The 25,857-nt window shown below is 45.3% G+C and carries 25 protein-coding genes; 21 read left to right on the top strand and 4 right to left on the bottom strand.

Annotation, left to right across the window (positions count from 1 at the left end):
* The first annotated feature begins 156 nt into the window (after nt 1–156).
* The 7 genes from flhB (at nt 157) to PSI15_RS03780 (ending at nt 10,327) form a co-directional block, all read left to right on the top strand.
* Nucleotides 157–1,308: a flagellar biosynthesis protein FlhB gene (gene flhB, locus PSI15_RS03810; RefSeq protein ID WP_273582370.1), complete on the top strand. Its 1,152-nt coding sequence runs from the start codon at nt 157–159 to the stop codon at nt 1,306–1,308.
* Nucleotides 1,301–3,418, top strand: a complete 2,118-nt coding sequence (gene flhA / locus PSI15_RS03805) for a flagellar biosynthesis protein FlhA (protein WP_443256067.1) — start codon at nt 1,301–1,303, stop codon at nt 3,416–3,418. Before flhB ends, flhA begins: the two co-directional genes overlap by 8 nt.
* Nucleotides 3,419–4,474: 1,056 nt before the next feature.
* Complete coding sequence (locus PSI15_RS03800; protein ID WP_273582369.1) at nt 4,475–5,023, top strand: fimbrial protein; 549 nt, start codon at nt 4,475–4,477, stop codon at nt 5,021–5,023.
* 127 nt (nt 5,024–5,150) lie between these two features.
* Entirely contained in the window at nt 5,151–5,837 is a 687-nt protein-coding gene (locus PSI15_RS03795; protein WP_273582393.1) for a fimbrial biogenesis chaperone, read from the top strand.
* Nucleotides 5,838–5,867: 30 nt separating this feature from the next.
* Nucleotides 5,868–8,417 carry a fimbria/pilus outer membrane usher protein gene (locus PSI15_RS03790; RefSeq protein WP_273582368.1) on the top strand — a complete coding sequence of 850 codons (2,550 nt, stop codon included), beginning with the start codon at nt 5,868–5,870 and terminating at the stop codon, nt 8,415–8,417.
* 57 nt (nt 8,418–8,474) lie between these two features.
* Entirely contained in the window at nt 8,475–9,497 is a 1,023-nt protein-coding gene (locus PSI15_RS03785) for a fimbrial protein (protein ID WP_273582367.1), read from the top strand.
* 80 nt (nt 9,498–9,577) lie between these two features.
* Nucleotides 9,578–10,327 (top strand): hypothetical protein, encoded by a 750-nt coding sequence (locus PSI15_RS03780; RefSeq protein WP_273582366.1) that lies wholly within the window; start codon nt 9,578–9,580, stop codon nt 10,325–10,327.
* A 237-nt stretch (nt 10,328–10,564) separates the two neighbouring features.
* Here PSI15_RS03780 and PSI15_RS03775 read toward each other — a convergent pair whose 3' ends face one another.
* The 3 genes from PSI15_RS03775 to flgA all read right to left on the bottom strand — a co-directional run bounded on the left by PSI15_RS03775 (nt 10,565) and on the right by flgA (nt 12,130).
* Nucleotides 10,565–11,005 (bottom strand): flagella synthesis protein FlgN, encoded by a 441-nt coding sequence (locus PSI15_RS03775; RefSeq protein WP_273582365.1) that lies wholly within the window; start codon nt 11,003–11,005, stop codon nt 10,565–10,567.
* Between the two features lie 26 nt (nt 11,006–11,031).
* Nucleotides 11,032–11,331: a flagellar biosynthesis anti-sigma factor FlgM gene (gene flgM / locus PSI15_RS03770; RefSeq protein ID WP_273582364.1), complete on the bottom strand. Its 300-nt coding sequence runs from the start codon at nt 11,329–11,331 to the stop codon at nt 11,032–11,034.
* A 121-nt stretch (nt 11,332–11,452) separates the two neighbouring features.
* On the bottom strand, nt 11,453–12,130 hold the full coding sequence (gene flgA, locus PSI15_RS03765) for a flagellar basal body P-ring formation chaperone FlgA (protein ID WP_273582363.1): 678 nt from the start codon (nt 12,128–12,130) through the stop codon (nt 11,453–11,455).
* A 246-nt stretch (nt 12,131–12,376) separates the two neighbouring features.
* Between flgA and flgB the strand changes: the two genes are divergently transcribed.
* From flgB to PSI15_RS03695, 14 genes are all read left to right on the top strand, one after another.
* Nucleotides 12,377–12,793: a flagellar basal body rod protein FlgB gene (gene flgB / locus PSI15_RS03760; RefSeq protein ID WP_273582362.1), complete on the top strand. Its 417-nt coding sequence runs from the start codon at nt 12,377–12,379 to the stop codon at nt 12,791–12,793.
* A gap of 5 nt (nt 12,794–12,798) precedes the next feature.
* Nucleotides 12,799–13,203: a flagellar basal body rod protein FlgC gene (gene flgC, locus PSI15_RS03755; RefSeq protein ID WP_273582361.1), complete on the top strand. Its 405-nt coding sequence runs from the start codon at nt 12,799–12,801 to the stop codon at nt 13,201–13,203.
* Nucleotides 13,204–13,216: 13 nt separating this feature from the next.
* Nucleotides 13,217–13,948 carry a flagellar hook assembly protein FlgD gene (locus tag PSI15_RS03750; RefSeq protein WP_273582360.1) on the top strand — a complete coding sequence of 244 codons (732 nt, stop codon included), beginning with the start codon at nt 13,217–13,219 and terminating at the stop codon, nt 13,946–13,948.
* Between the two features lie 15 nt (nt 13,949–13,963).
* On the top strand, nt 13,964–15,181 hold the full coding sequence (gene flgE, locus PSI15_RS03745) for a flagellar hook protein FlgE (RefSeq protein WP_273582359.1): 1,218 nt from the start codon (nt 13,964–13,966) through the stop codon (nt 15,179–15,181).
* A 21-nt stretch (nt 15,182–15,202) separates the two neighbouring features.
* Nucleotides 15,203–15,958: a flagellar basal body rod protein FlgF gene (locus PSI15_RS03740; protein WP_273582358.1), complete on the top strand. Its 756-nt coding sequence runs from the start codon at nt 15,203–15,205 to the stop codon at nt 15,956–15,958.
* Between the two features lie 18 nt (nt 15,959–15,976).
* Nucleotides 15,977–16,756: a flagellar basal-body rod protein FlgG gene (gene flgG, locus PSI15_RS03735; RefSeq protein WP_273582357.1), complete on the top strand. Its 780-nt coding sequence runs from the start codon at nt 15,977–15,979 to the stop codon at nt 16,754–16,756.
* 65 nt (nt 16,757–16,821) lie between these two features.
* Entirely contained in the window at nt 16,822–17,601 is a 780-nt protein-coding gene (locus PSI15_RS03730) for a flagellar basal body L-ring protein FlgH (protein WP_273582356.1), read from the top strand.
* A gap of 15 nt (nt 17,602–17,616) precedes the next feature.
* Nucleotides 17,617–18,735: a flagellar basal body P-ring protein FlgI gene (locus PSI15_RS03725; RefSeq protein WP_273582355.1), complete on the top strand. Its 1,119-nt coding sequence runs from the start codon at nt 17,617–17,619 to the stop codon at nt 18,733–18,735.
* The gene (flgJ, locus tag PSI15_RS03720) at nt 18,732–19,724 is read left to right on the top strand and encodes a flagellar assembly peptidoglycan hydrolase FlgJ (RefSeq protein WP_273582392.1); all 993 of its coding nucleotides are present in this window, start codon (nt 18,732–18,734) and stop codon (nt 19,722–19,724) included. The genes PSI15_RS03725 and flgJ overlap by 4 nt, the downstream gene beginning before the upstream one ends.
* 89 nt (nt 19,725–19,813) lie before the next feature.
* Nucleotides 19,814–21,451 (top strand): flagellar hook-associated protein FlgK, encoded by a 1,638-nt coding sequence (gene flgK / locus PSI15_RS03715; protein ID WP_273582354.1) that lies wholly within the window; start codon nt 19,814–19,816, stop codon nt 21,449–21,451.
* A gap of 35 nt (nt 21,452–21,486) precedes the next feature.
* A complete protein-coding gene (gene flgL, locus PSI15_RS03710) occupies nt 21,487–22,449 on the top strand; it encodes a flagellar hook-associated protein FlgL (RefSeq protein WP_273582353.1) in 963 nt (320 codons plus the stop codon).
* 246 nt (nt 22,450–22,695) lie between these two features.
* Nucleotides 22,696–23,157: a helix-turn-helix domain-containing protein gene (locus PSI15_RS03705; RefSeq protein WP_273582352.1), complete on the top strand. Its 462-nt coding sequence runs from the start codon at nt 22,696–22,698 to the stop codon at nt 23,155–23,157.
* Nucleotides 23,157–23,732, top strand: coding sequence for a PIN domain-containing protein (locus PSI15_RS03700; RefSeq protein WP_273582351.1), 576 nt, complete (start codon nt 23,157–23,159; stop codon nt 23,730–23,732). The genes PSI15_RS03705 and PSI15_RS03700 overlap by 1 nt, the downstream gene beginning before the upstream one ends.
* Nucleotides 23,733–24,317: 585 nt before the next feature.
* Nucleotides 24,318–25,076: an SDR family NAD(P)-dependent oxidoreductase gene (locus tag PSI15_RS03695; protein ID WP_273582350.1), complete on the top strand. Its 759-nt coding sequence runs from the start codon at nt 24,318–24,320 to the stop codon at nt 25,074–25,076.
* Here the strand turns inward: PSI15_RS03695 and fliR are convergent.
* Entirely contained in the window at nt 25,073–25,855 is a 783-nt protein-coding gene (gene fliR / locus PSI15_RS03690; protein WP_273582391.1) for a flagellar biosynthetic protein FliR, read from the bottom strand. The genes PSI15_RS03695 and fliR overlap by 4 nt on opposite strands.
* Nucleotides 25,856–25,857 lie beyond the last annotated feature (2 nt).

The raw sequence follows: 25,857 nt of genomic DNA, 5'->3' as shown, positions 1-25,857 counted from the left end.
AAGATAGTGATTATAATGCCTCAAATACCCCTGCAAATTTCGCCGTGTTCCCGCCATTAAATTTCTGAGCTTTTGTCATGCTTAACACAATTTTATTTGCCTTTTCCTAAAGGCAAATTTTCTGCATGTCATCACGAATGCTCACCAAGGAAAGCTGTGGCTGAAGATAGCGATCTCGAAAAAACCGAAGAACCCACGCCCCATAAACGGGAAAAAGCCCGTAAAGAGGGGCAAATTGCGCGTTCCAGGGAGCTCACCTCAATCCTGATGCTGGCGGGAGGGGTCAGTCTGCTCTGGATGAGCGGACAGTCGATCACGCATGAACTTTCCCTGATGGTGTTTGAAGGATTCAACTTCGACCATAACATGGTCAGCAACGACAAACAGATAGTGCAACAAGTTGGCCGCTTGCTGAAACAGGCCGTTTGGGCAGTATTGCCGGTTTTTATCGGATTGGTATTGATTGCCCTCAGTGCGCCCGCGTTGATGGGTGGGCTGATATTCAGCTCAAAATCCATCAAATTTGACCTGGCTAAATTGAATCCTGTCTCTGGCTTAAAGAAAATTTTCTCCATGAATGCGCTGGCGGAACTGTTCAAAGCTATTTTGAAGGCGTCACTGGTGGGAGGCGGTTCGACCCTGTTTATCTGGCATAATTGGCCTGCCATGCTCAACCTGACTGCCCAGCATCCGCTGATAGCGTTGAGCGATTCCATGATGATGCTGATTTTTGCCGGTTATATTGTCTTATTTATGTTGATACCCATGGTGGCGTTTGACGTGCTTTATCAAATCCGCAGCCACCTGAAAAAATTGAGAATGACCCGTCAGGAGATCAAGGATGAATTTAAGGAGCAAGAAGGGGATCCACATGTAAAGGCAAGAATTCGTCAACAACAGCGGGCGGCTGCGCGTAAACGCATGATGGCGGATGTGCCGAAGGCGGATGTCATCGTCACTAACCCAACGCATTACGCCGTTGCCTTGCAGTATGACAGCAAAAAAATGAGTGCCCCCAAAGTGTTGGCAAAAGGGGCGGGACTCATTGCCTTACGCATCAAAGAAATGGGTGCGGAAAACCGCATCCCATTACTGGAAGCCCCACCTTTGGCAAGGGCGTTGTTTCGCCATGCTGAGGTCGGTGGCTTTATTCCTGCGGCGCTTTATGCTGCTGTCGCAGAAGTGCTTGCCTGGGTTTACCAATTGAAACGTTGGAAACAGGAAGGTGGCCTGAAACCGAAAAAACCTGAAAATCTGCCAGTGCCGCCAGCACTGGATTTTGCTGGAGAAAATAATCGCCATGGCTAATCTGGCCTCATTGTTCCATTTATTGGGAAATCGTTTATCGGGGAATCGGTTATCGGGAAGTATGAAAGGCGCCCAGTGGCAAATGCTTGCAGGGCCGGTTCTGATCCTGATGATCTTGTCGATGATGGTATTGCCGCTACCCCCATTTTTTCTCGATCTCCTGTTCACGTTCAACATTGCGCTATCCATCATGGTTTTGCTGGTGGCCATGTTCACCCGCCGGACGTTGGATTTTGCCGCATTCCCGACCATTTTGTTGTTTTCAACTTTACTGCGTTTATCACTTAACGTCGCCTCCACCCGGATTATCCTGATGGAAGGACATACGGGGTCGGCAGCGGCAGGGCAAGTGGTGGAAGCCTTTGGTCACTTTCTGGTCGGCGGTAATTTCGCGATCGGTATCGTGGTGTTCGTGATTTTGATCCTGATTAACTTTATGGTCATTACCAAAGGTGCAGGACGCATTGCCGAAGTCGGCGCGCGTTTTGTATTGGATGGCATGCCCGGTAAACAGATGGCAATTGATGCTGATTTGAATGCAGGATTGATCGGCGAAGATGAAGCCAAAAAACGCCGTGCCGAGGTGACACAGGAAGCGGATTTCTATGGCTCAATGGATGGTGCGAGTAAATTCGTGCGCGGTGATGCGATTGCCGGATTGATGATATTAGTGATCAATGTTGTCGGAGGGCTCATCGTTGGTGTTGCCCAACACGGTTTGTCTCTGGGGGATGCCGCAGAAGCCTACACCTTGCTGACTATCGGTGATGGGTTGGTTGCCCAGTTACCGGCATTAATCATCTCCACGGCGGCAGGGGTGATCGTCACCCGCGTCGCGACGGATGAAGATGTGGGTCAACAAATGGTTACCCAGCTTTTCAACAATCCCAGGGTCATGATGTTGAGTGCGGGTGTCCTTGGCCTGCTCGGTTTAGTGCCGGGCATGCCCAATTTCGTCTTTCTGTTATTTACGGCTGTGTTAGCGGGGGGGGGCTATTTCCTCTTGCGTAAGGGGAAGAATCCGCTGCTGGTACAGCATGAGGAGATGAAAGCGGTAGAAGAACAGCAACAAACCGCAGAAGCCTCATGGTCTGATGTCCAACTGGAAGATCCTCTGGGAATGGAAGTGGGGTATCGTTTGATTCCCATGGTGGATTTCCGTCAGGATGGCGAATTACTCGGCCGTATCAGCGGAATCCGTAAAAAATTTGCGCAAGAAGTGGGATATTTACCACCTGTCGTGCATATTCGTGACAATCTGGAATTAGCCCCTGCCAGTTACCGTATCCTGATGAAAGGTGTAGAAATTGGTCGTGGTGAAGCTCATCCGGGGCGTTGGTTAGCGATTAATCCGGGCGGTGCCATCGGCGAATTACAAGGTGACTTGACGACCGATCCTGCCTTTGGTCTGGCTGCGGTCTGGATTGATGACAGCTTAAGAGAACAGGCACAAGTGCAAGGTTATACCGTTGTGGCGGCCAGTACCGTTGTTGCCACTCACTTAAATCACTTGCTGTCCCAGCATTCCAGTGAACTGTTCGGCAGACAAGAAGCACAGCAATTGTTTGAGCGCGTCAGTCAGGAAATGCCGAAGCTGACGGAAGATTTTATTCCCGATGTTGTCAGCCTGACAACGCTGCATAAGGTTCTGCAAAACTTGCTGGCGGAACAAGTGCCGATCCGCGATATGCGGACGATTATTGAAACACTGGCAGAACATGCGCCGGTGCAGAAAGATCCTTATGAATTGACGGCCATGATTCGAATCGCGCTTGGCAGGGCGATTGCTCAACAATGGTTCCCCGGTGCGGATGAAATCAAAGTCATTGGCTTGGATACAGGGTTAGAAAGATTGCTGCTGCAAGCACTGCAAAATGGTGGCGGATTAGAACCGGGTCTGGCAGAAAGTTTGGAGCGTCAGGCGGCAGAGGCACTGGAGCGTCAGGAAATGCTAGACGCCCCGCCGGTATTATTGGTCAACCATGCGCTTCGTCCACTGTTGTCTCGTTTTCTGCGTCGTGTATTACCCCGGTTGGTTGTCCTGTCCAACCTTGAAATTACCGATAATCGTCAAATCAGAATGACGGCAACGATTGGTGGTGCGAGGTAATATTGGTAATGAAATAAGGTGATCGTTTAGATGATCACCTTATTGTCGATTAATCACGTTTAGTTAATCTTCTTCAGTTATTTTTTCCAGTTTTTATCCTCCTGAAAATAATTTCTTGACGTTTATAAACCAAGTCATATCAATTTTAATGATTAAGCTCATAAATAAAATCAATAGCATAAGCCTTAACTATTTTTTATATGAATATATAGTAGTCGATTTTTTATTTTGGTTATAAATTCATCCTATCAATAAATAATAACCATTATAGGGTGTTTATCAGGGATAAGGCTTAAATAAATGTATAACCATTTATGCCAATAATTAATAATTTAATTATCAACATATTAAAACAATTAATATCCTATAAACTTCAAGTTTCAGCCCGCAAGATAAAAGCAGCCTATTATCTCCCCACGCGGCGGAGAGGTAATCAATTCATTGTGCTTGCTATTTGAGCTAAAAATCAAAAATCTTGAGTGGTTGGCAGTATGTGACGATAGAAATATGCACTTTAATAGGTTTTAACTATTGATAATCACTAATAAATAGTTAATAACAATTTTAATGACAAAATGAGTTAGTGTATCTTTGCGCCCTTGATAATATGGATTTTATTATTCTGGATCATATAATCTATTGATATAAGTGAAATTTACTATAATAATATGAGGCGTGGAGGCCAATTTTATGTTTTTTTAGACAGGAATATTCTCTCTTCGCAGTATCCAAATAACATATTTATAACGAAATGATCGGTTTTCAACCAAAAGCTGATTTGTTAATTTTTATACCTATACGACTATAGGTATTGAAGGAAAAAATAACAAATAATTGAACTGATATTCGGGTAAAGTGTGTATAGAAATAAATATATCTCCAATACTATTTCAATTATTGGAGATATATTTATTAAAAATACCTGACACAAGGAATTATGGTTATTAAATTTAAAAATAGAATATGTTGGATTTGTTGTTAACATTTCTAGGTTTTTTATCGAAAGGTATTTTTATTTCGATGGATTTTACATGCATAATATAAATGGAATAAAAAATGAAGTTATTAATAAAATCAATGACCATTGTGGCAATCTGGGGTGCTATGGCTGTTTCCGCATTTGCTATGAATAATACAGGCAAGATTATTTTTACTGGTAAGGTGACAAAAGGAACATGTTCTGCTGCGGTAGCGGGTGAAGGTGGTAATGTCACTATGGTTGATGTTGGCGTGGGTGATTTTACAGGTAAGAATGACGCTAAAGGTGATACACCTTTTAAAATTAAACTAAGTAATTGTAAGTCGTCGGGCGATTCTTCAGTGAAGGTCAAATTTACGGGTGCTCAGGATCGGGGTAATAACACTGTGTTAGCGAATACTGCTTCGGATTCCCCCGCAACGGGTGTTGGAATTGGTATTTATAAAAGATCAGATAATACGCAAATCAAAATAGGAAGTGCGCCTGTAGCAATGGGTAATTTAACTTCTAAAGATGCGACTAAGGAATTGCAATTTATTGCTAAGTATGTAGCAACAACAGAAATAGCGAATATTAGATCTGGTTTAGTGCGGGCTAACGCCGACTTTACTGTAGAATACGAATAATTCCAACGCCTTACATTTTTATTTTCTTTTTCATCGCGCTTGCCATATTCCCACCCTATTGGGTGGGAATATCCCTTATTTTGCATTTATGTAGGGATTCAATATCGTTATGTCAAAACATTTTTTGATGGGCTTGTTATTTTTTCTGCCTGTTTTTCTCGCTCCCCCTGTTCACGCCGGAATAGCACTCAGTAGCACCCGTGTGATCTATGAGGCCTCGCAACGAGAAGTCGCCGTTTCCGTTATTAATGACAGTAACGAAGAGGTCTATCTTATTCAGTCTTGGGTTGATAAGTTCACGCCAACGGCTGAATTTGCGGGTGACAAAACGCCATTTTTAGTCACACCGCCTTTGTTTCGTCTGGATGGGGAGCAAGAAAACCGTCTGCGAATTATTCTGACCGATGACACATTGCCACGGGATCGGGAGTCGGTCTTTTGGCTTAACGTTAAGGCCATTCCTGCCCTGAAAGAAGAAGCAACCAATCGTTTGTTGGTCTCGCTGAAAAACCGGATAAAACTCTTTTATCGTCCGGAAGGATTGACAGCACAACTCGCCGCAACGGCTTATCAACAACTGATTTTTTCCCGGCAAGCCGGGCAATTGGTTGTGCAAAATCCAACGCCTTTTTATGTCTCTTTTTATGACATCAAGCTTGGGAACAGTTTAATACCGGAAGCGGGTATGGTGGCGCCATTCAGCAGCCGGCAATGGCCGTTACCTGTAAACTCTGGTCATACCATTACTTGGCGAGCCATCAATGATTATGGTGGCATCACTGAGCCTCAATACCAAACGTTATCACCTAGGTAATAACCTATCAGCCAAAAGGTATTGGGTGTCGTGATTGTTATTATTTTTGCTGTTTGTAAGCGGCTAGTATTGCCAGCGATGATATTGATGGTATCTGCCATTGGCTATGCCGGTGAACTCTTTGACTTAAATGCACTGGAAATCCATGATCCGTCCGCTCCACCGCCCGATTTAAGTTATTTTTCAGAAAAAGGGGGCAGTGCGCCGGGAACATACCGGGTGACTATCCGCGTCAATGGTCAGAACAAAGATACACAAGATATCCAGTTTGTGATCGGGGCTGAAAAAAAACTTAAACCCATTTTATCCGTTCAGCAATTAATTGACTGGGGAGTCAATGTCTCTGCTTTTCCTGCTTTGAATCCACAACAACAGATTTCTGATTTATCTGATGTGATCCCTTATGCCAGTGCATCATTGCAACTCAGTCAGCAAACACTGTTGATCACCATCCCTCAGGCTTTGATGACAACGACAGCCCGTGATGCGATTGATTCGTCACTTTGGCAGCAAGGGGAACCCGCGTTATGGGCGAGTTATGACCTTAATGGTGCTGATACCCGGAGCCAAAATGATTCTGGTACGAATAATGTCTATATGAATCTGCGTAGTGGATTGAATTGGGGAAGTTGGCGCTTACGGAATTATTCCACCTACTATCGATACTTTGGCCGAAATTCTGGCCGACATAGCGGCGATAAATCACGTTGGGACAATCTGACTACCTCTTTGCAGCGTGATATTCATGCTCTGAAGAGCCAGCTTGTGGTTGGTGAGACAAATACACAAGGCGATTTGTTTAGTGGATTTGCTTTTCGCGGTATCACCCTGATGTCGGATGATAACATGCTGCCGGATAGTCAACGGGGATTTGCTCCGGTGGTACGGGGGATCGCAGAAAGTAATGCACAGGTGACTATTCGTCAAAACGGTGACGTCATTTACCAGGCTCATGTTCCTCCTGGGGCTTTTGTTATTGATGACCTTTATCCAACCTCTGCCGGGGGAAATCTGGATGTTGTTATTCGGGAGGCCGATGGTCGTGAACGCCATTTTGTGCAACCCTTTTCATCCATTCCGATGATGTTGAGGGAAGGGAATTTCAAATACCGCTTTACCGCGGGAGAATACCGCAACTCGCATGCAGATGCCCGTCAACCCATCTTTATGCAGAATGAGGTTTATTACGGCTTGTCCTATGCCGCAACGCTGTATGGCGGTATGTTGCTGTCTGCAAATTATCAGGCGTATGCGGTTGGTGTAGGATACAGTCTTGGTCACTGGGGTTCGCTGGCGTTTGATATCACGCAGTCACAGGCTGATATTGTCAATCAAGGCCAGCAACGGGGTTGGGTCTATCGGGCACAGTATGCCAAGGATTTTGAACAGACGGGGACGAATTTGTCTCTGATCGGTTCTTATTATCCTTCACCGCATTTTTACGATTTTCAGAACGTCAATAACAGAGCGGCAAATGATGAGCTGTCATATCAGAATAAACATAAATTTCAGTTCACATTGAGCCAAGGCTTATCGGATTATGGCAGCCTCTATTTTTCCGGCTATTTGCAGCATGATTGGGGAAACAGCGGCACTACCCGCAGTTTGAATGTCGGGTACAGCGTGAATTATGCCGATATCCATTACACACTGAACTATACCCAAAACTATACCCAAAACTACAGCCAAAACATGCGTTCAGGCAACTCAATGGCCGATAACCAACTGGCATTCAATGTACAGGTTCCGCTTGACCGTTGGCTATCAGGTAGCTGGGCAACTTATAGCATCAATCATAATCGTCGGGGTGAGATTAACCAATCCGTCGGGCTGAGCGGTACGGCTTTAGGCAGGCTGAATTACTCCCTGCAACAGAGCCGCAGTCATCATGATCAGGGCACCAGCAGTAACCTTCATCTTAACTATAAAGGTCGTTACGGTGTGTTGTCTGGCGGATATCACTACAGTGATGACTCAAAACAGATTAGCTATGGTTTCAAAGGGGGCGTAGTTGCCCATCGTCATGGCTTAACCTGGTCGCAACCGCTGGGTGAGACCATTGTACTCGTCAGAACGTCTGGCGCTACCGGCGTTAAAGTGACTGGCTACAGCGGCGTGGAAACGGATGGGCAAGGTCATGCTGTCCTGCCTTATGTCAGCCCTTATCACCGTAATCGTATTGCCCTGTCACCGGATTCGTTTGCGGAGGGGGTGGAGATTGGCGCCAATATCCAGACGGTGATTCCAACACAGGGAGCGATGGTCGTGGCTGATTTCCATACACGGATCGGTCGCAGGGTACTGTTTACTTTGACGTATCGTGGCAAACCCATTCCTTTTGGCGCAATAGCGACGTTGAATGAAGAAAATATGAATGAAGAAAATCCCCCTCGTTCCTTTACGACGACAAATCAGGGCATTGTGGGTAATGGTGGTGAAGTTTATTTCGGCGGTGTTCCAGAACAGGGGCAGTTATCTGTTCAATGGGGGGGAAGCCAGTTTGAGCAGTGTAAAACGCGTTTTCTTTTACCCAAAAGTAAAGCAATGGTGATTTCAATAAAGGCCGATTGTCACCCATAAAGGCAAATTATCATCATTTTTTAACAAGTACGGCATAATTTATCTAACGGATTACTCATGAACATCTCTATTCCATCAGGGTTACGGTTTGTGCCCCTATTTTTGTCCCCCTGTGTGGGATATACGTATACTGATGTCTCTTGTACCGCTCCCTTGCAAACATTGAGTGCTTATAAGATATCACTTCCGGTTGATATGCCTGCTGGTCAGGAGCTGGAAAAATCGGAGAATAGATTGAGGCTGGAAGCAAGCCCAGTCATTACTTGTCAAGGGAAATCTCTGGACAAAACGCAAGCGGTTCTCGGTATCAAGGCATATGGTGTGCCGTCATCAATAACGCTCAATGGCAGAAAAATTTTCCTTTTGGGCAATAGTGGCATTGGGTATGCGATTAGAGGGTTGACCGGAGATCCTCACGATAGAAAATATGTGCGAGGAGAGAATAATAGTACGGTACTTAAAACGATTATGTTGCGGGATCATGGTGGGAGAATAAGTGTTGGAATTGCACTGGTATTTTACCGTGTCGGCCAGGTTAAACCGGGGCAGTATCCGCCCCAGCTCGTGGCAACCGCGACGGTAAATTTAAGCAATCCGGGGGGAACGGGTTTGGGGAAAACTATCGAAGTCGGGCAGTTCAGTACCGGCAATATCGTGGTTGAATCACGATCTTGTACCTTTGATAACAATCCAATTCCGGTAGCACTGGAAACGATAACGAGTATGCAATTACCTAAAGTGGGGGCTACCGCGGCAGAAAAGGCATTTGATATCCCTTTAAATTGCAACGAACGTATCAAAGTTAACCTGCGCTTGCAGGCGGGTTCACAAGGCGCTTATGATCCCCAAAGGGGGATTATCAAGCTGAATCCGAATCCTAATGCGGCCAGGGGGGTTGGTATTCAAATTTTGGATGGTAAGAAAGCAACCCCCATTCCTCTTGGTCAAAAAATTGAATATATCAAAACGCTATCAGAAGGACCGGTCAATATTCCTTTAAAAGCGCGTTATTATCGGTATGGTGATGTTAAGGAAGGGATAGTCAATGCGACAGCGACATTCACCATGAGTTATGAGTAGGGAGATAATAAGCGGCTTTCGTCTTGCGGGCTGTCACTTAATTTTATAGGGTATATAAAAATGCTACTTTAGGGGGGGATATGACTCAGAAATTTTTCAGGTTTGACCAATATTTTTGCAGACATAGCCAACACGGATTGACTCAATGTAATCCACAGGTTGCCTGCGGATGTGGTCGGTGTATAGGCATTTCTTTATATCTATTAGCAAATTTATATGAATGTGAGTCCGAGTCTCTGTCACCGGAAAAAGCGTTTGAGTTAACGGAAATGTATGCAAAGATGCTAAGAATGACGAGAAACCCTCTAACCCTGGAACCGACAGTGATGGGTAATTTTAGTCATTTAGAACAAATTATTTCAATTCTTCAAATTAAATATCAGTCATACGAAAAATATCCTTTTGGTGATTTTGTTTACTCTTTTGATCGTCATCATTCAGGGTTTGCATTAACTTGTGTTTACTTATTTGATTCAATTAGAGATTTATCGTCTCAAAGTTTATTTTTGAAGAGTTTTAAAGATAAGCAGGATGCAATAAGTACAAATAGATATATTGGCCCTAATCATGTAGGTTTTATTGTCTGGTCAGACGCTAAATTTTTTATTTTTGATCCCAATGTTGGTGGCGGGCTATTTCAATTTAGCGCGGCTAAACTTACCCCTAATCTTATTGAGGGTAATATCAATTTTTTGCATATCAAGCTAAATAGCTTTCAAAGAGTTAGACTTGTATCCATATTTATACCTTGCTTTGATCTTGAAAATAAAAATCGCAGTATATTAAATGTGGCACTGAAAGATATTTATTCTTTTAAAAATAATAGGTAAGTGTTTTTGGGCGCACCAAACGATAACGTAGCTTCTTCCTCAATGTGCTCATTTAATGAAATGATTTTTACATAATGCTCTCATGGTGTTTTAGTATTCAAAAACTTTCAATAGTATAATGAGAATCATTCTCTTCTTATAAAAAAGGAAATAACAAATACACAGAAACAGACCCCTTATCATTGCCAATAAACCAAGAGGTCTGTAAAGCTTACTGCTTGAGCAGTAAACGAATTATCAAACGCTGATTTTGTGACCTGATAGCGTTGAATTATGACGGGCCTGGCCGTCCGCACCATAAAAAGAAGGGCTGTGGTGACTTTTTAGAAAAGCGATGGCTTTACTATTCAATTCAATATATTGATCCAACAAGAATCCATTATGCGAATTTAAATCACGGATATGTTCAACAGATTGATTAATTTGACTCCATAATACCGCTAATATTTCATAGCCAGCATAAGGTGCGTTTATTTTCAGCGTCTCATTTAATTGTTGGCGTTTTCGTTCAGCGTGGTTGAGCGCTGAAAGTAAAAATGTCTTTTGTTCCGTCACGCGATGTAAATGATTGGCTTCAATAGAGCCTTCGCTCAATATGCGCTGTTCTTCTGCCATCGTTTGCGAAAGCGAATTTAAGTGCGCGTTTTGCTGTTCAAGCAAGAGTTGAAGTTCTTTCATTTATGGCTCTTTATGATTTTGATGGTTTATTTATCATATTCCCTGTTTTCAAGGGCCTCCCTGAATAGGGCATCAGCAATTTTACCGCTGTCCATCGTTAGGGTTCCCTTTGCAATGGCTTCTTTCAATTGTTGCACTTTCTGGATATTAATATCTTGGCTGCTTGGCTGGACGAGTTTTTTCTGCGCCTCGCTCAACTTCACTTGTGTATCGGCGCTTTTTTCTGCGACAGCCACTGTTCTGCGAGTGCCCTGAGCACCTTCATTGGCATTGCGTTGCTGCAAAGCCGCCATGGCCAGTAGAGGTTGAGTGCGTTCAATACTCATAATCGTAATCCTTAATCAGGCATTATTTATTTGTCTTAGGTAGCAGGCGATATACCGCTGGCATGCCTGTAAATCATAGTCTGTTGGTTATATCGGCGTGAAGAAATAAAACTTTAGCCATTTATAACATCATTTTTACACTGCCATTTTCTTGAGCTTCACCCGTAATAATCTGTCCAGAGTTCAGTCGGACACGAATATTATCAAAACTTGCGGCGTTGTTAATCGCTTTTCCTTCATAACGCACCTGAAAATGGTGTCCATTTACAGTAACAACCACATTTTGTCCGGCTTTAATGGCCCACGGACGCCGGATCATATTGCGTGTAATGAATTGTCCGGCAGGTATGTTGCGGATTGCAATACCATTTTGTATGGCTTTTCTGTTACGGATTATGTCGTTTGGTAGCTTATCTAAGGATCCCGTTTTTATTTGGAAATCTTTTTCTGTCAGGGATACAAGACGGTTAATGGTTCGCCTGGAAACTAAATATGGACCAATAACATTGACATAGACCTGAATAAAACGGCGTTGTTGACCACAAACGACAGGGATGGAAAGGCTACCCCAATTTTTGTTGCTGATTAACGGTTGTATTTCAGGAAGTTCACAAGTCGGCCATTGTTGTTCAGGCGTTTTTATTTCCACTGAAACTTTGTGATTTGGTGTGTGATGAATCTGCCTGAAATAGTCATTGATTAATTGTGGTAAGTCACTTCCCCAGGCTACAGAACTACCAAAAACAAAAAATAGATTAAGGAAAAAGGCAAAGAACCCGATAAATTTTAATGCAGGCATTCCACCACCCAATCCTGTTAGCGAACCATGATTGCAAAAAATATTCAGCACCTGTTGGAGATTATGGCTGTTGCAGATTACTGCTTTTGAAGACTAACAGTGTAACTCGATTGATGATTCGTTAATGGGATAAATAGCAATCCAATTTGTTTCTATTCTTCGAATTACCTTTTTTTTCTGCGTTTATTCTGTTAGCTGTTCGGAGCTTAACGCCATCAGATTTCACCAACAAACCGAGGGAGGAATATGCTCGATAAATTAGATGCCGCCTTTCAATTTCGACAAGAAGCGCTGGCACTCCGTAACCAGCGGCAGGAAATTCTGTCTGCCAACATTGCCAATGCGGATACCCCAGGCTTCCAGGCGCGTGATATCGATTTTGCTGCTCAACTGAAAAAAGTCATGGCACAGGGTCGTGTAACTGGGAATGGAATTGGGCTGACTCTGACTTCCGATCGGCATATTCCCGTTCAACCTCAAAAACATCTGGAGATGGATCTGCTATATCGGGTGCCATACCAGACGTCCATGGATGGAAACACCGTTGACATGGATATGGAGCGCAGCAATTTTGCCGATAACAGCCTGAAATATCAGGCCGAACTTACGATGACGAATGCGCAGATCAAAAGCATGATGTCAGTTCTACAGTCACAAGGATAATAGGCATGTCTCTACTCAGTATTTTTGATATTGCCGGCTCCGCGCTCTCCGCTCAGTCCCAGCGACTAAACGTCAGTGCCAGCAATATGGCGAATGCCGATAGCGTTGCCGGGCCGGATGGCGAGCCTTATCGTGCCAAACAAGTGGTCTTTCGCGTTGCGGCTCCCGCTGGGCAGGAGATTGGCGGAGTCCGCGTGAGTGAAGTCGTGGATGATCCTGCCCCTTTCCGTCTTGAATATCAGCCCGGTCACCCGCTGGCCGATGAAAAAGGTTATGTCCGTATGCCAAATGTGGATGTCGTCGGGGAAATGGTCAATACCATCTCCGCTTCCCGCAGTTATCAGGCGAACGTTGAAGTGCTTAACACCACTAAGTCCATCATGTTGAAAACCCTGACGCTGGGTCAGTAACAGGAATTTTGTTATGGGAATGACCACCTCAATTGATAAGCCATTGGATAATTCAACCGTTAGTGAACTCACTCAGTTTTCCAACGGAAAACCGCAAAATAGTGGTGATATTAAAGATAGCTTCTTGAATATATTGGTTGCACAGCTTAAAAACCAAGATCCCACCAACCCAATGTCAAACAGTGAATTGACTTCACAGGTTGCGCAGATCAGTACGGTGGAAGGTATTGAGAAACTCAATAAAACGTTGGGTTCCATTGTCGGGCAAATGGACAACCATCAGACGCTGCAAAAGGTCGCACTGATTGGCCGGGGGATCATGGTTTCCGGCAATGATTACGGTAATGAGACGTTGGTGAGTGCCAACGAAGCAGGGAACATCAGTACAACAGCATTAGGTTATGAACTGGACCGACCTGCCGATAACGTCAAAATCACCATCAAAAATAAAAGTGGCGTGGTGGTTCGGGAGATGGAATTCAATAAATCGGATTTCAGGTCGGCCGAATTTTTGAGTGCGGGTGTCCACAGCTTCGAATGGGATGGACAAGACACCGACGGTAATGCGGTGGAAGGGGGAGCTTATCACTTCACCATTTCCGCAAACCAAGAAGATCAAATGTTGACGATACACCCGCTGAGATATGCCAAAGTTAGCGGCGTTGTGCGACAGGAAAAAGGCACTAAATTGGATTTAGGGCTGGTAGGTACAGCAAACATGGACGAAGTGCGTCAGATTCTTTAATTAAACGGAGGACATATGTCTTTTTCACAAGCGGTCAGTGGCTTAAATGCCGCAGCGGGTAATCTGGATGTTATCGGTAATAACATTTCAAACTCAGCAACATTTGGCTTTAAATCCAGCTCTGCTACCTTTGCGGACGTTTTCAGTGGTTCAGAAGTGGGTTTGGGGGTGAAGGTTTCGGGTCAGGTACAGAACTTTAAAGATGGTTCAACCACCACGACCAACCGCCAGTTGGACATGGCTATCACGGAAGGCGGTTTTTTCCGTATGCAGGACATCAACGGTAATACTTTCTATTCCCGTAACGGCCAGTTCCAGATGGATGCAAATCGTAACCTGGTCAATATGCAGGGGATGAAGCTGACCGGCTACCCAGCGGTAAACGGTGAGGTTCAAGTCGGTGGAACGGTAAGACCCATTTCGATTCCAACCGATATGCTGGACGCGAGTGCGACGACAGAAGTCAAGCTGAAGGCTAACCTGAACTCAATGAACCCAGCGATCGATCAGGCAAAAAATGCATTCGATCCAAATAATAAAGACAGCTTTAACTACAGTACATCCCTGCACGTGTTTGACAGTCTGGGGAATCAGCACGATCTCAATGTATTCTTCGTGAAACGAGAAGACAATCAATGGGAAATTCAGGCTAAGGATCTTTCTGTAACCGCGTCTAAAGCCCAAAAATTGGGGGATGTGGCATTTGACGGAAATGGACAAATGTTGCCTAATCAGGGCACTAATAACGTGTTCACGTTCAATATGGAAGCGTTGAACGGTTCTATCGATACTCCCATCACTCTTGATTTTAATGGCAGCAAACAGCAAAACATTGCACAGGATTCTATTGCCAGTCTAGTACCAAATGGTTATGCCGCAGGTCGTTTCACCAACTACCGTATCGAAAATGACGGTAAAATTTACGGCACCTATTCCAACGACCAGAAGCAAGTTCTGGGTCAGATCGTGATGGCAAACTTTGCCAACCCTGAAGGGTTATCTGCAAAAGGCGATAATGTTTGGGCAGAAACCGGCGCATCCGGCAGTCCGGTTGTGGGTATTGCTGGCTCAGGTAACTTCGGTAAGCTTATCAGTGGTGCGCTGGAAGCGTCTAACGTGGATATGAGCCAGGAGCTGGTCAATATGATCGTCGCCCAGCGTAACTATCAATCCAACGCCCAGACCATCAAGACGCAGGATCAAATTCTGCAAACGCTGGTCAACATGCGTTAATAGGTTCAGGCGGATAGCTTTATGGATCACGTTATTTATACCGCGATGGGTGCCGCGCGCCAAACGCTTGAGCATCAGGCGATCACGACCAATAATCTGGCTAATGCGTCAACCCCGGGCTTTAAAGCCCAACTTGCGGCACTGCGTGCCGTGCCGATTGAAGGTGAAACCCTGCCGACACGTACCCTGACCGTTGCTTCTACTCCCGGCATAGATAGTCGTCAGGGACCGATGAATTACACCTCCCGCCCGTTGGATGTAGCGGTCGGACAAGGCGGTTACTTGGCGGTTCTGCTCGAAGATGGTGCGCAAGCCTATACTCGCAACGGCAGCATCCAGATTTCACCCGAAGGGCAACTGATGGTGCAGGGGCGCATGTTGATGGGCGAAAATGGGCCGATTGATGTTCCGCCGCAGGCTGAATTAACTATCGCGGCCGATGGTGCCATTTCTGCCCTGATTGCCAGCGATCCGCCAACTTTGCTGGGTCAGATTGGCAAGTTGAAAATCGTCAAACCGGAAGCCAATCAAGTGGTACGGGGTGATGATGGTTTGTTCCACTTAACGCCACAGGCACGGGAACAGCAGGGTGATGAATTGGCGGCCAGCACCGAAGTGAAAATCATGCCGGGTGTACTGGAAGGCAGTAATGTGAATCCTGTGGAAAGCATGGTGAACATGATCGCCAATGCGCGTCGTTTTGAGATGCAGATGAAAGTCATACACAGTTCCGATGAAAATGCCCAGCGGGCTAACCAAATTCTCGCTATGAGCTAATCGGGAGGAGATAAATTCATGATCCGATCTTTATGGATTGCCAAGACTGGGCTGGATGCTCAGCAAACCAATATGGATGTCATTGCCAATAACCTGGCAAACGTCAACACCAACGGTTTTAAACGCCAACGCGCGGTGTTTGAAGATTTGCTCTATCAAACGGAACGTCAGCCGGGCGCGATGTCGTCAGAACAGACCAGCCTGCCATCGGGTTTACAGCTCGGTACAGGGGTACGTCCGGTCGCGACTGAACGTCTGCACAGTCAGGGTAACCTGGTGCAGACCTCCAAGAAGATGGACGTGGCAATCAAGGGACTGGGGTTTTTCCAAATCCAGATGCCTGACGGTACGACGGGTTATACCCGCGATGGTTCATTCCAGAAGGATCAAAATGGTCAGCTGGTGACCGCCGGCGGTTTTCAGGTCGTGCCTGCGATTATCATTCCAGATAATGCCCTTAGCATTAGCATTGCCCGTGATGGGATCGTCAGCGCGAATGTGCAGGGGCAAGCGCCTCAGCAGATTGGGCAATTGACACTGACCACCTTCATCAACGAAAGCGGTTTGGAAAGCGTTGGTGAAAACCTCTATCTGGAAACCAACAGTTCTGGGGTTCCGGTAGAAAACGCACCGGGCATCAATGGCGCGGGGTTGCTCTATTCAGGCTATGTTGAAACCTCTAACGTCAATGTGGCGGAAGAGTTGGTCAATATGATCCAGGTTCAGCGAGCCTATGAAATCAACAGTAAAGCTGTATCGACCTCTGATCAGATGCTGCAAAAACTGTCTCAGTTATAACCTAATCATCCATAGTGGGGGAGCACTTCCCCACTATTTTCACGATAAACTTAAGAGCATAGAAGATGGATACCATGCCCGTTGCCGAAAGCCATGCTAACAACCATAAGGCTGATGGCTCCACTGGTTTACGGAAAAGCCAGAGAAATAAGTGGCGTATCAACCTATCTGTGGCGGTACTGGCACTGTCAGCACTGACACTGGGGGGATGTGCGTATATGCCGCACAAACCGCTGGTGCAAGGGCAAACAACCGCAAAACCCGCCGCAGCGCCTGCTCCAACGCCAAATGGTTCTATTTTCCAGACTGTCCAACCGGTTTATTACGGTTATCAACCCCTGTTTGAAGACCGCCGTCCGCGCAATATCGGTGATACGCTGACGATTATCTTGCAAGAGAACGTCAGCGCGAGCAAAAACTCTTCAGCTAATGCCGGCCGCAATGGAAAAACCGGTTTAAAGGCGGCCTTGACCCCGCGTTTTTTACAGGGATTGATGGGCGGAGGAAAAACTGATTTAGACATAGAAGGAAATACCGAATTTGGCGGCAAAGGGGGAGCAAATGCCAACAATACTTTCAGGGGCACGATTACCGTGACCGTCGATCACCTGCTGGCAAATGGCAACCTGCATGTCGTGGGGGAAAAACAGATCGCCATTAATCAGGGAACGGAGTTTATCCGTTTCTCTGGCGTTGTTAACCCGCGCATGATCACGGGCAACAATACAGTCAGTTCCAATCAGGTTGCTGACGCCCGTATTGAATATGTCGGTGATGGTTACATCAATGAAGCGCAGCACATGGGTTGGTTGCAACGTTTCTTTATGAATATTTCACCGTTTTAAAAGAGGATGGTCAGGATGAAAAAATTAGTCGCCAGCCTTTTTACGCTGTTGTTGGTGCTGTCCGGTACGTTCACATCGACTGCGGTTTTTGCCGAACGTATTCGTGATTTGACGACGATTGAAGGTGTGAGGGATAACGCGCTGATTGGCTACGGTTTGGTGGTGGGTCTGGATGGAACGGGTGACCAAACCATGCAAACCCCTTTCACTACCCAGAGCCTGAGTAATATGTTGTCGCAGCTGGGGATTACCGTCCCCTCTGGTACGAATATGCAGCTCAAAAATGTCGCTGCCGTAATGGTGACAGCCAAACTGCCCCCTTTTGCGCGTGCAGGGCAAAATATTGACATTGTCGTTTCCTCGCTGGGTAATGCCAAGAGCTTGCGAGGAGGGACATTGCTGATGACCCCATTGAAAGGGGTGGATAATCAAATTTATGCTCTGGCTCAGGGCAATATCCTTGTGGGAGGGGCTGGGGCGAGCGCCGGTGGTAACAGTATCAAAATCAATCAGCTTGCGGGCGGCCGTATCTCCAATGGGGCGGTGATTGAGCGTGAATTGCCGACTCAGTTCGGCCAGAAAGGCTCGTTAAACCTGCAACTAAATGATGATGATTTCGGGTTGGCTCAGCAAATCAGTGATGCCATCAATCGGTTGAAAGGTACTGGGACAGCAACCCCGTTGGACTCCCGCACGGTTCAGTTACGTTTGCCGGTGGAAAACAGCGAGCAGGTGAAATTTCTGGCTCAGGTGCAGAATTTACCTATCCGTGTCGATGCCGGTGATGCCAAAGTGATCTTCAATTCCCGTACCGGATCGGTGGTGATGAACCGCAATGTGACGCTGGACAGTTGTGCGATTGCCCACGGCAGTTTGTCGGTGACCGTCGAACGTCAGATAGTAGTCAATCAGCCCAATACGCCATTGGCGGGAGGCAGTACCGTCGTAACCCGTAATACTGGGGTCGACATTCAGGAGCAGGGCGGCACATTGCAGCAGCTCAGTGCCAGTGCGAATCTGACGCAAGTTGTGCGTGCATTAAATGCGTTGGGGGCAACACCCACGGATTTAATGTCGATCTTGCAGGCAATGGAGAGCGCCGGTTGTCTGCGGGCGAAACTGGAGATTATCTGATGCGTGATTTTCTGACGATGTCCAATGCCGCTTATGATGTTAATTCATTGCATTCACTGAAAGCCAAATTATCACAGGAACCCCAACAAGGGCTACGGCAAGTAGCCCAACAACTGGAAGGCGTCTTTGTTCAGATGATGCTAAAAAGTATGCGTTCCTCGTTACCACAGGATGGCATGCTCAGCAGTGAACAGACCCGTTTTTATACTTCGATGTACGATCAACAAATTGCCCAAGACCTTTCGCAAAAAGGGCTGGGATTTGCGGATATGATTGTTAAGCAGTTCTCCAGCGCAAATCAGGTGTCCGGTGAATTAGCCGATACCGTGCCGATGCCGTTGGATAATGACATTCTGCAAACATTACCGAAACAGGCACTGGAGCCGTTTATGCGCCGGGCTATGCCTGACGTGATGTCTGGCTCTGGATCTAAAAACCCGTTTTCGTCCTCCTCCCGGGGGGCTTTTCAACCGAAACCATTACCGATGAACAGTGCCAGCTTTGTTTCGCTGCTTTCTCTGCCGGCACAGTTGGCAAGCCAGCAAAGCGGTATTCCTCATTTATTGATCATTGCCCAGGCTGCGCTGGAATCCGGTTGGGGACAACGGGAAATTTTGACGGCGGAAGGTAAACCGAGCCATAACCTGTTTGGTATCAAAGCGGGGAAACAGTGGAAAGGGCCTGTCACCCAGATCATGACCACGGAATACATTGAGGGTGAACCGAAGAAAATGCAGGACAGCTTTCGAGTCTATGGCTCTTATGTGGAAGCAATAACCGATTACGTCAAGCTCCTGACGGAAAATCCCCGTTATGCCAAGGTTGCTGGTTCAGCGACAGCAGAGCAGGGTGCCTATTCCTTGCAAGAAGCTGGCTACGCCACTGACCCCGGCTATGCTAAAAAATTAGTCTCACTGATCCAGCAGTTAAAAAATACCGGTCATCAAATGGCAAAAACCTATTCTGATGATTTTGATAACCTATTTTGAGCTCAAGAATCAGGGAATTTTGCCGATAACGGTAGCAGTGAATGACCTCCTATGACGGAGGCATAACGAAAACGTAAAAGGATCTACATATGTCCAATAGTCTTATGAATACTGCTATGAGCGGTATTAATGCTGCGCAGGTGGCAATGAGTATCGTGGGTAATAATATTTCCAACTCGAAAACTGAAGGGTATAACCGCCAGACAACGGTCATGTCGCAGAATAACGGTAGCATGTCAGCGGTTGGCTTTATTGGTAATGGCGTGCATGTCAGTTCCATTAACCGTCAATATAATGAATTCGTCGACCAGCAATATAATACGGCACAGACCAAATATGAGGCATTAACCACATATAATCAGCAGGCTTCTCAGGTTGAGAATCTGTTGGCGGATAATGCAACCAGCCTTTCCAGTTCTATGGGGGATTTCTTTACGAGTCTGAGCGTTCTTACAAGCAATGCCGAAGATAGTGTGGCAAGAACCACCGTGCTGGGCAAAGCCGAAGGCTTGGTTAACCGATTTAAAGAAGCCGACCAAACTCTGCGTAATCTAGACAACGGTATCAATAGCCAAATTGAGCAAAATGTCCGAGAAATCAATAAATATGCAGAAGATATTGCCTTTCTGAACAATGAAATTTCGCATATGCGGGGCATGGGAGTCGGTGAACCGCTTGCCTTATTGGATAAACGTGACGAGGTGCTGGGTAAGCTAAATAAATTGGTCGAAATAGAAATGACCCAGCAGACCGGTGGTGTTTACAATGTTTCATTTGGTGGCGGGATATCACTGGTATCGGGCAACAAATCTCATCGGTTAGCAGCGATCTCATCGAGTGCAGACAGCAGCCGTATCACGCTGGGTTATAACAATGGCACGGGGACGAGAGAAATTGATGAGCGTTTTATCTCGCAGGGCAGTTTGAGTGGCGCATTGCGTGTGCGTAATGAAGTCATCGATCCAACCCGCAATCAATTAAACCAGTTGGGATTAGTGATGGCGGATCAGTTCAATCAGATCCAGCGCGCGGGTTTCACTCTGGACAATAAATCCGGCGAAGATTTCTTCAATTTTGCCAAACCAGACGCTATTGCCAACAGCAACAATAAAGGTACGGCCGAAATTACCGTGGAATACACCGATACCACTAAAGTGAAAGCCAGTGACTACATCATCAAGTATGAAAGTGGTGATTGGAAAGTCCAGCGTGTTGCTGACAGAGCCATGATCGCTGTGACTCAAAAGGGTAATGCACTGGAATTTGATGGTTTGAAAGTCGACATCAAGGCAACCAATCCACAGGATAATGATCGCTACACACTGAAAACGGTCAGTAGCGTCATCGCAACGCTGCAAGTTAAAATTGAAGATTCTGCCCAATTGGCACTGTCTGGTGCCAAAGATTCAGGCTCAAGTGATAATAACAATGCGAAGGAGTTCACTCTTTTGCAAAGCAAGAAGCTGATTGAGGGTAAAAATACTTTTACGAGTGCTTATGCTTCGCTGGTCAGTACCGTGGGCAGTAAAGCCAATAGCGCTCAACGTAGTGTGGATGCTCAGAAGATCAACGTAGATGCACTTCATCAAGCTCGCGAGTCTATTTCTGGCGTCAATATGGACGAAGAATACGGTGAGTTGCAACGTTTGCAGCAATATTATTTGGCAAATGCCCGTGTTATCCAGACCGCATCGACACTGTTCAATGCCATTTTAGATCTCCGTTAATGCGTCGTGGCTGAAGAAAAAAAGGAAGTGATATTGTGCGCGTAAGTACTAATCTTTTGTATAGCCAAAAAATGAATGGAATTTTTGGCGCCCAAACTAAGTGGATGCAACACGGTGAACAATTATCCACTGGGAAACGTGTCATCAACCCATCGGATGATCCATTGGCGGCTTCGCAGAACATTATGGTTGCTCAATCTGAGTCGCAGAATCAGCAATATGTGGCGGCGCGTATTTTTGCCAAGAACACGATGTCAATCCAAATGGACACTATCGCCAGTGTTGGAAAGGTGACACAGAATGTTTTGGAAACCTTAGTGGCAGCGGCGGATGAACAGAGCGATCATGACCGGGCCTCTTATGCCCAGCAGTTGGACGGACTTAAACAGCAATTGCTGAACCTCGGCAATAAAACTGATGGCAATGGCCGCTATATTTTTGCGGGTTATAAAACCGATTCTCCCCCTTTAGATGCGGATAAAAATGGGAAAGTTCACTACAAAGGTGGACATGAAGCCATAACCCAAAGAGTGGATGACCATCGTTCTATGGTTATCGCCCATACAGGGCAGAAAGTTTTTCTATCGGCAACGTCCAATCCGATGAAAGAGCCTGATGGCAGTGCCAGTGAATCAGATATTTTTGCCTCCATTGATTTCGCGATCGAAGCACTTAAAAAACCATTTATGAATGCCAGCGAAGCAGAAAGAGAAGAATCACTGGCGTTAATGAACAAGGCTAATCGGGGTGTACGTAATAGCTTAAATAACTTCTCTTCGACGGAAGCGGTACTGGGGCTACAGCTTCAAGAAATGGATCAACTGGACGCGCTGGCTAGTGAGCGCAGCATTGCCAATAAAGTTCGTATGGGTGAATTGATGGATGCGGATTTGATGTCTGTCATTTCCAGTTATTATCAGGAACAAGCTGCGCTACAGGCTTCCTATAAGGCGTTCTCTGATTTAAAAGGGATGTCACTGTTTGAGATGTATCGCTGATTAAGTGTATTAGCTCAGACTCGGCCTGACAGTGACCCATTTTTTAAAGTGTCACTGTCAGCCTGGATTTGAGCTAAATACTTTTCAGCACCACTCTGTTTCCCATCAAACAATGTTGCCATCGGTGTTCTCCCACAGTACATTTTTCCCTTGCGATATTTCGATTATTTCGAATATTGCTCGTTTCTTTTATTTCGATTAAAATGGATTTTGCAATATATAGAAATAGAGAGGAGAAATGCAATTATGACTACGACCACTTTACCCAATATCCAGTTACCAGATACACAAGAAAAAGAGATTGCGCAAAAAAGTTATCGCGATTTGTCGGCATTGTTGGCTACAAAGTTTGAGGCGCGTCATTTCACAATTAAAAATGACGAAAAGGAGGGGCAATCAATAGAGGTTCCTTCTTCTGCGGTAAGATTACTCGTCGAAATCTTGGGCGAACTTGCCTGCGGGAATGCAGTACAGATAGTTCCTGTTCATGCTGAACTGACTACTCAAGAAGCTGCCAATATACTTAATGTATCACGGCCACATGTTGTTAAATTACTTGAGGATGGCCAAATCAAATTTCATAAAACAGGACGTCATCGGCGGATACGTTTTGCAGATCTTATGGCTTTCAAACAAAAGCGTGATGCTGATGCAATGTTAGCAATGGACGAATTGACAAGCCTTTCACAAGATTATGGTATTTACTAATGACACATTCACCCTATCCTGTGTTACTGGATGCGTGTGTACTTTATCCAGCAAGGCTGCGAGACTTGTTAATGCACCTCGGTCTATGCGGCCTTTATCAACCCAAATGGACAGTTGACATTCATGAAGAATGGAAACGAAATCTTTTAATTAATAGATCAGATTTAACCATTGAGCAGCTTAATCGCGTACAAATGCTCATGGATAGAGCATTACCAGATGCTAATGTTATTGGATATGACTTGTTGATCCCGAGTATCAATTTGATCGATAAGAATGACCGCCATGTTCTTGCTGCTGCAATACAGGCGAATGCCGAAATCATCGTTACGTACAATCTAAAAGATTTTCCGGCAGATTATCTTTCTACTTTTGGCATTGAAGCGCTTCACCCAGATGATTTTGTATCAGATATAATAGATCTTAATCATGCCATATCCCTACAATCCATTAATAATTTACGAAATTCATTGAAAAAACCGCCATTAACAATTGAGGAATTTCTCGCGTCTTTATCCCAAATAGGGATGGCTAAGACAGTTAAAGCATTGGAAAGCTATAAATTTATGTTATGAAAAATTATCATCGGCTAATTCGGTACTGTTGAAAATAATCAGGAAAGATATTTTTGTATTAACCCAGACTTGGCCTGACAGTGACCCATTTTCTTAAAGTATTACTGTCAGCCTGGATTTGAGCTAAATACTTTTCAGCCCAAATCTGTTTTTCATCAAATAGGCAATTGGATAGCCGGGAACTGGTATTAACAGAATCAGGAAAGCGAGTGCTTAAACAGAAGTTTGGTGTGGAATAGATGGCGGAATATAGACAGCTATATTTAGGAGCAATGCCAGTGTAATGTGAAGTTTATTGGCGATAAACTCTGGTCGAACTGTTATCAGCTACTTAATGACTAACCAGATATAAAAAAAGTTATAGTAGAGTAATTAACAAATAATATTCTGGCGGATATGATTATTGAGTATTTTGCTTTCCATACATAAAAAACATTGTCTGGCAATGGGATAACATCTATTTGGGATAAATTAGTGTCCGGTCTTCAGCCAATACCTAAAATCAGTTAGAAAAACTTATGCTGCTTGCCTATGGGAATGCAAATTTATAGCGAATTTTGAAACTACATCAATGAGGATAATAAAATGAATCGATTCGAGGATAAAGTTGTCATTATTACTGGCGCAGGCAGCGGCATTGGCGAGGCTACCGCAACACGTTTTTCACAAGAAGGTGCCATTGTTGTCCTGGTCGGGCGGGATACAGATAAGCTTAACCATGTATGCAGTGAATTGTCATCGGACAAAACGCTCGTGATCCAGACCGATGTGGCGAATCGGGAATCGGTTAAAAATATGGTTGATGAAACGGTCAGGCATTTTGGCCGGATAGATATTCTGGTGAATAATGCAGGCTTGTACGTTGTCGGTGATTTATTAAGTGTCTCTCCGGAAGAGGGCGATGAAGTGCTGGCGACAAATCTGAATGGGGTACTTAATTGTAGTTATTCCGCCTTGCCGCATTTACTGAAAAGTCAGGGATGTATTGTCAATAATGCGTCTGTATCGGGGTTGGGCGGTGATTGGGGAGGGGCACATTATTGCGCAGCAAAAGGCGCGGTGGTCAATGTGACCCGTGCGATGGCACTGGATTACGGCGCTCAGGGCGTTCGTGTTAATGCCGTGTGCCCAAGTTTAGTGATGACGCCGATGGTTGCCCGTTTCGACGATGAAACGTTGCACTATTTTGATAGCCGAATCTCGTTAAAGAGAGCAGGTCAACCTTCTGAAGTGGCAGCCGCCATTGCTTTTTTAGCCAGTGAAGATGCCAGCTTTATTAATGGGGTGAATTTACCGATAGATGGTGGTGTTACCGCATCCAATGGTCAACCCAATTTTAATTAGCCCGATATTTCACCGACGATTACCGCCAGTCGGTCGAACATTTCGCCAAATAATTGCTCAGTAAATGGCACCAGCAGTGGGAATAACAGAGAAAGCGTGAAAATTCCCACTGTCAGGGTCAGCGGAAAACCGATCACAAATACAGAGAGTTGTGGTGTCATGCGGTTTAAGATCCCCAGCGAAAAGTTCAAGACCAGAAGAAGGGTAATCATTGGCATTGCCAGCATCATGCCATTGACAAATATCAGGCTGGCACTTTGGGATAACAACAAGAAACCTTTCGGGTTCAATTGCGTTGCTTGAACCGGAATGGAATAAAACGTATCGGCCAGAATCGACAATAGCCATAAATGCCCCTCAAAAGCCAGGAACAGTAACATCATCATCATATTGAGAATACGGGCTAAGATAGGCATATTCGGGCCACCCGTAGGATCAAAAAATATGGCGAATGAAAGTCCCATTTGTAAGCCGAGAACCTCACCCGCATGGCGTACTATGGCAAAGGCTATCTGCATGGTCAGCCCCAAAGCCATACCAATCAAAACTTGCTGTATCAAGACCCAAATTCCGGCCACAGAAAAAATCGGAATTTGAGGGGAGGGTAGAGTCGGAACAAGTAAGGCAGTGATAAAGAATGCCAGGCCAATTTTAACTTTTATCGGTATCTGTTTTTCACTGAAAATAGGGGCTGTACTGAATAAGGCCAACAGGCGCACTAACGGCCAGAAGAAATCGCTAACCAGGCGTGAAAGCGTTTCGCTGTCAAACGGGATCATCA

Origin of the sequence: Xenorhabdus sp. PR6a (genome assembly GCF_028599065.1) — a bacterium.
Classification (GTDB): Bacteria; Pseudomonadota; Gammaproteobacteria; order Enterobacterales; family Enterobacteriaceae; genus Xenorhabdus; species Xenorhabdus doucetiae.
This window is presented reverse-complemented; position numbering and strand designations above follow the sequence as displayed.

Coding starts and splice junctions, on each gene's coding strand:
- flhA (WP_443256067.1), top strand. CDS start 1,301: ATGGCTAATCTGGCCTCATTGTTCCATTTATTGGGAAATCGTTTATCG.
- PSI15_RS03800 (WP_273582369.1), top strand. CDS start 4,475: ATGAAGTTATTAATAAAATCAATGACCATTGTGGCAATCTGGGGTGCT.
- PSI15_RS03795 (WP_273582393.1), top strand. CDS start 5,151: ATGGGCTTGTTATTTTTTCTGCCTGTTTTTCTCGCTCCCCCTGTTCAC.
- PSI15_RS03785 (WP_273582367.1), top strand. CDS start 8,475: ATGAACATCTCTATTCCATCAGGGTTACGGTTTGTGCCCCTATTTTTG.
- PSI15_RS03780 (WP_273582366.1), top strand. CDS start 9,578: ATGACTCAGAAATTTTTCAGGTTTGACCAATATTTTTGCAGACATAGC.
- PSI15_RS03775 (WP_273582365.1), bottom strand. CDS start 11,005: ATGAAAGAACTTCAACTCTTGCTTGAACAGCAAAACGCGCACTTAAAT.
- flgM (WP_273582364.1), bottom strand. CDS start 11,331: ATGAGTATTGAACGCACTCAACCTCTACTGGCCATGGCGGCTTTGCAG.
- flgA (WP_273582363.1), bottom strand. CDS start 12,130: ATGCCTGCATTAAAATTTATCGGGTTCTTTGCCTTTTTCCTTAATCTA.
- flgB (WP_273582362.1), top strand. CDS start 12,377: ATGCTCGATAAATTAGATGCCGCCTTTCAATTTCGACAAGAAGCGCTG.
- flgC (WP_273582361.1), top strand. CDS start 12,799: ATGTCTCTACTCAGTATTTTTGATATTGCCGGCTCCGCGCTCTCCGCT.
- PSI15_RS03750 (WP_273582360.1), top strand. CDS start 13,217: ATGGGAATGACCACCTCAATTGATAAGCCATTGGATAATTCAACCGTT.
- flgE (WP_273582359.1), top strand. CDS start 13,964: ATGTCTTTTTCACAAGCGGTCAGTGGCTTAAATGCCGCAGCGGGTAAT.
- PSI15_RS03740 (WP_273582358.1), top strand. CDS start 15,203: ATGGATCACGTTATTTATACCGCGATGGGTGCCGCGCGCCAAACGCTT.
- flgG (WP_273582357.1), top strand. CDS start 15,977: ATGATCCGATCTTTATGGATTGCCAAGACTGGGCTGGATGCTCAGCAA.
- PSI15_RS03730 (WP_273582356.1), top strand. CDS start 16,822: ATGGATACCATGCCCGTTGCCGAAAGCCATGCTAACAACCATAAGGCT.
- PSI15_RS03725 (WP_273582355.1), top strand. CDS start 17,617: ATGAAAAAATTAGTCGCCAGCCTTTTTACGCTGTTGTTGGTGCTGTCC.
- flgK (WP_273582354.1), top strand. CDS start 19,814: ATGTCCAATAGTCTTATGAATACTGCTATGAGCGGTATTAATGCTGCG.
- PSI15_RS03705 (WP_273582352.1), top strand. CDS start 22,696: ATGACTACGACCACTTTACCCAATATCCAGTTACCAGATACACAAGAA.
- PSI15_RS03700 (WP_273582351.1), top strand. CDS start 23,157: ATGACACATTCACCCTATCCTGTGTTACTGGATGCGTGTGTACTTTAT.
- PSI15_RS03695 (WP_273582350.1), top strand. CDS start 24,318: ATGAATCGATTCGAGGATAAAGTTGTCATTATTACTGGCGCAGGCAGC.
- fliR (WP_273582391.1), bottom strand. CDS start 25,855: ATGATCCCGTTTGACAGCGAAACGCTTTCACGCCTGGTTAGCGATTTC.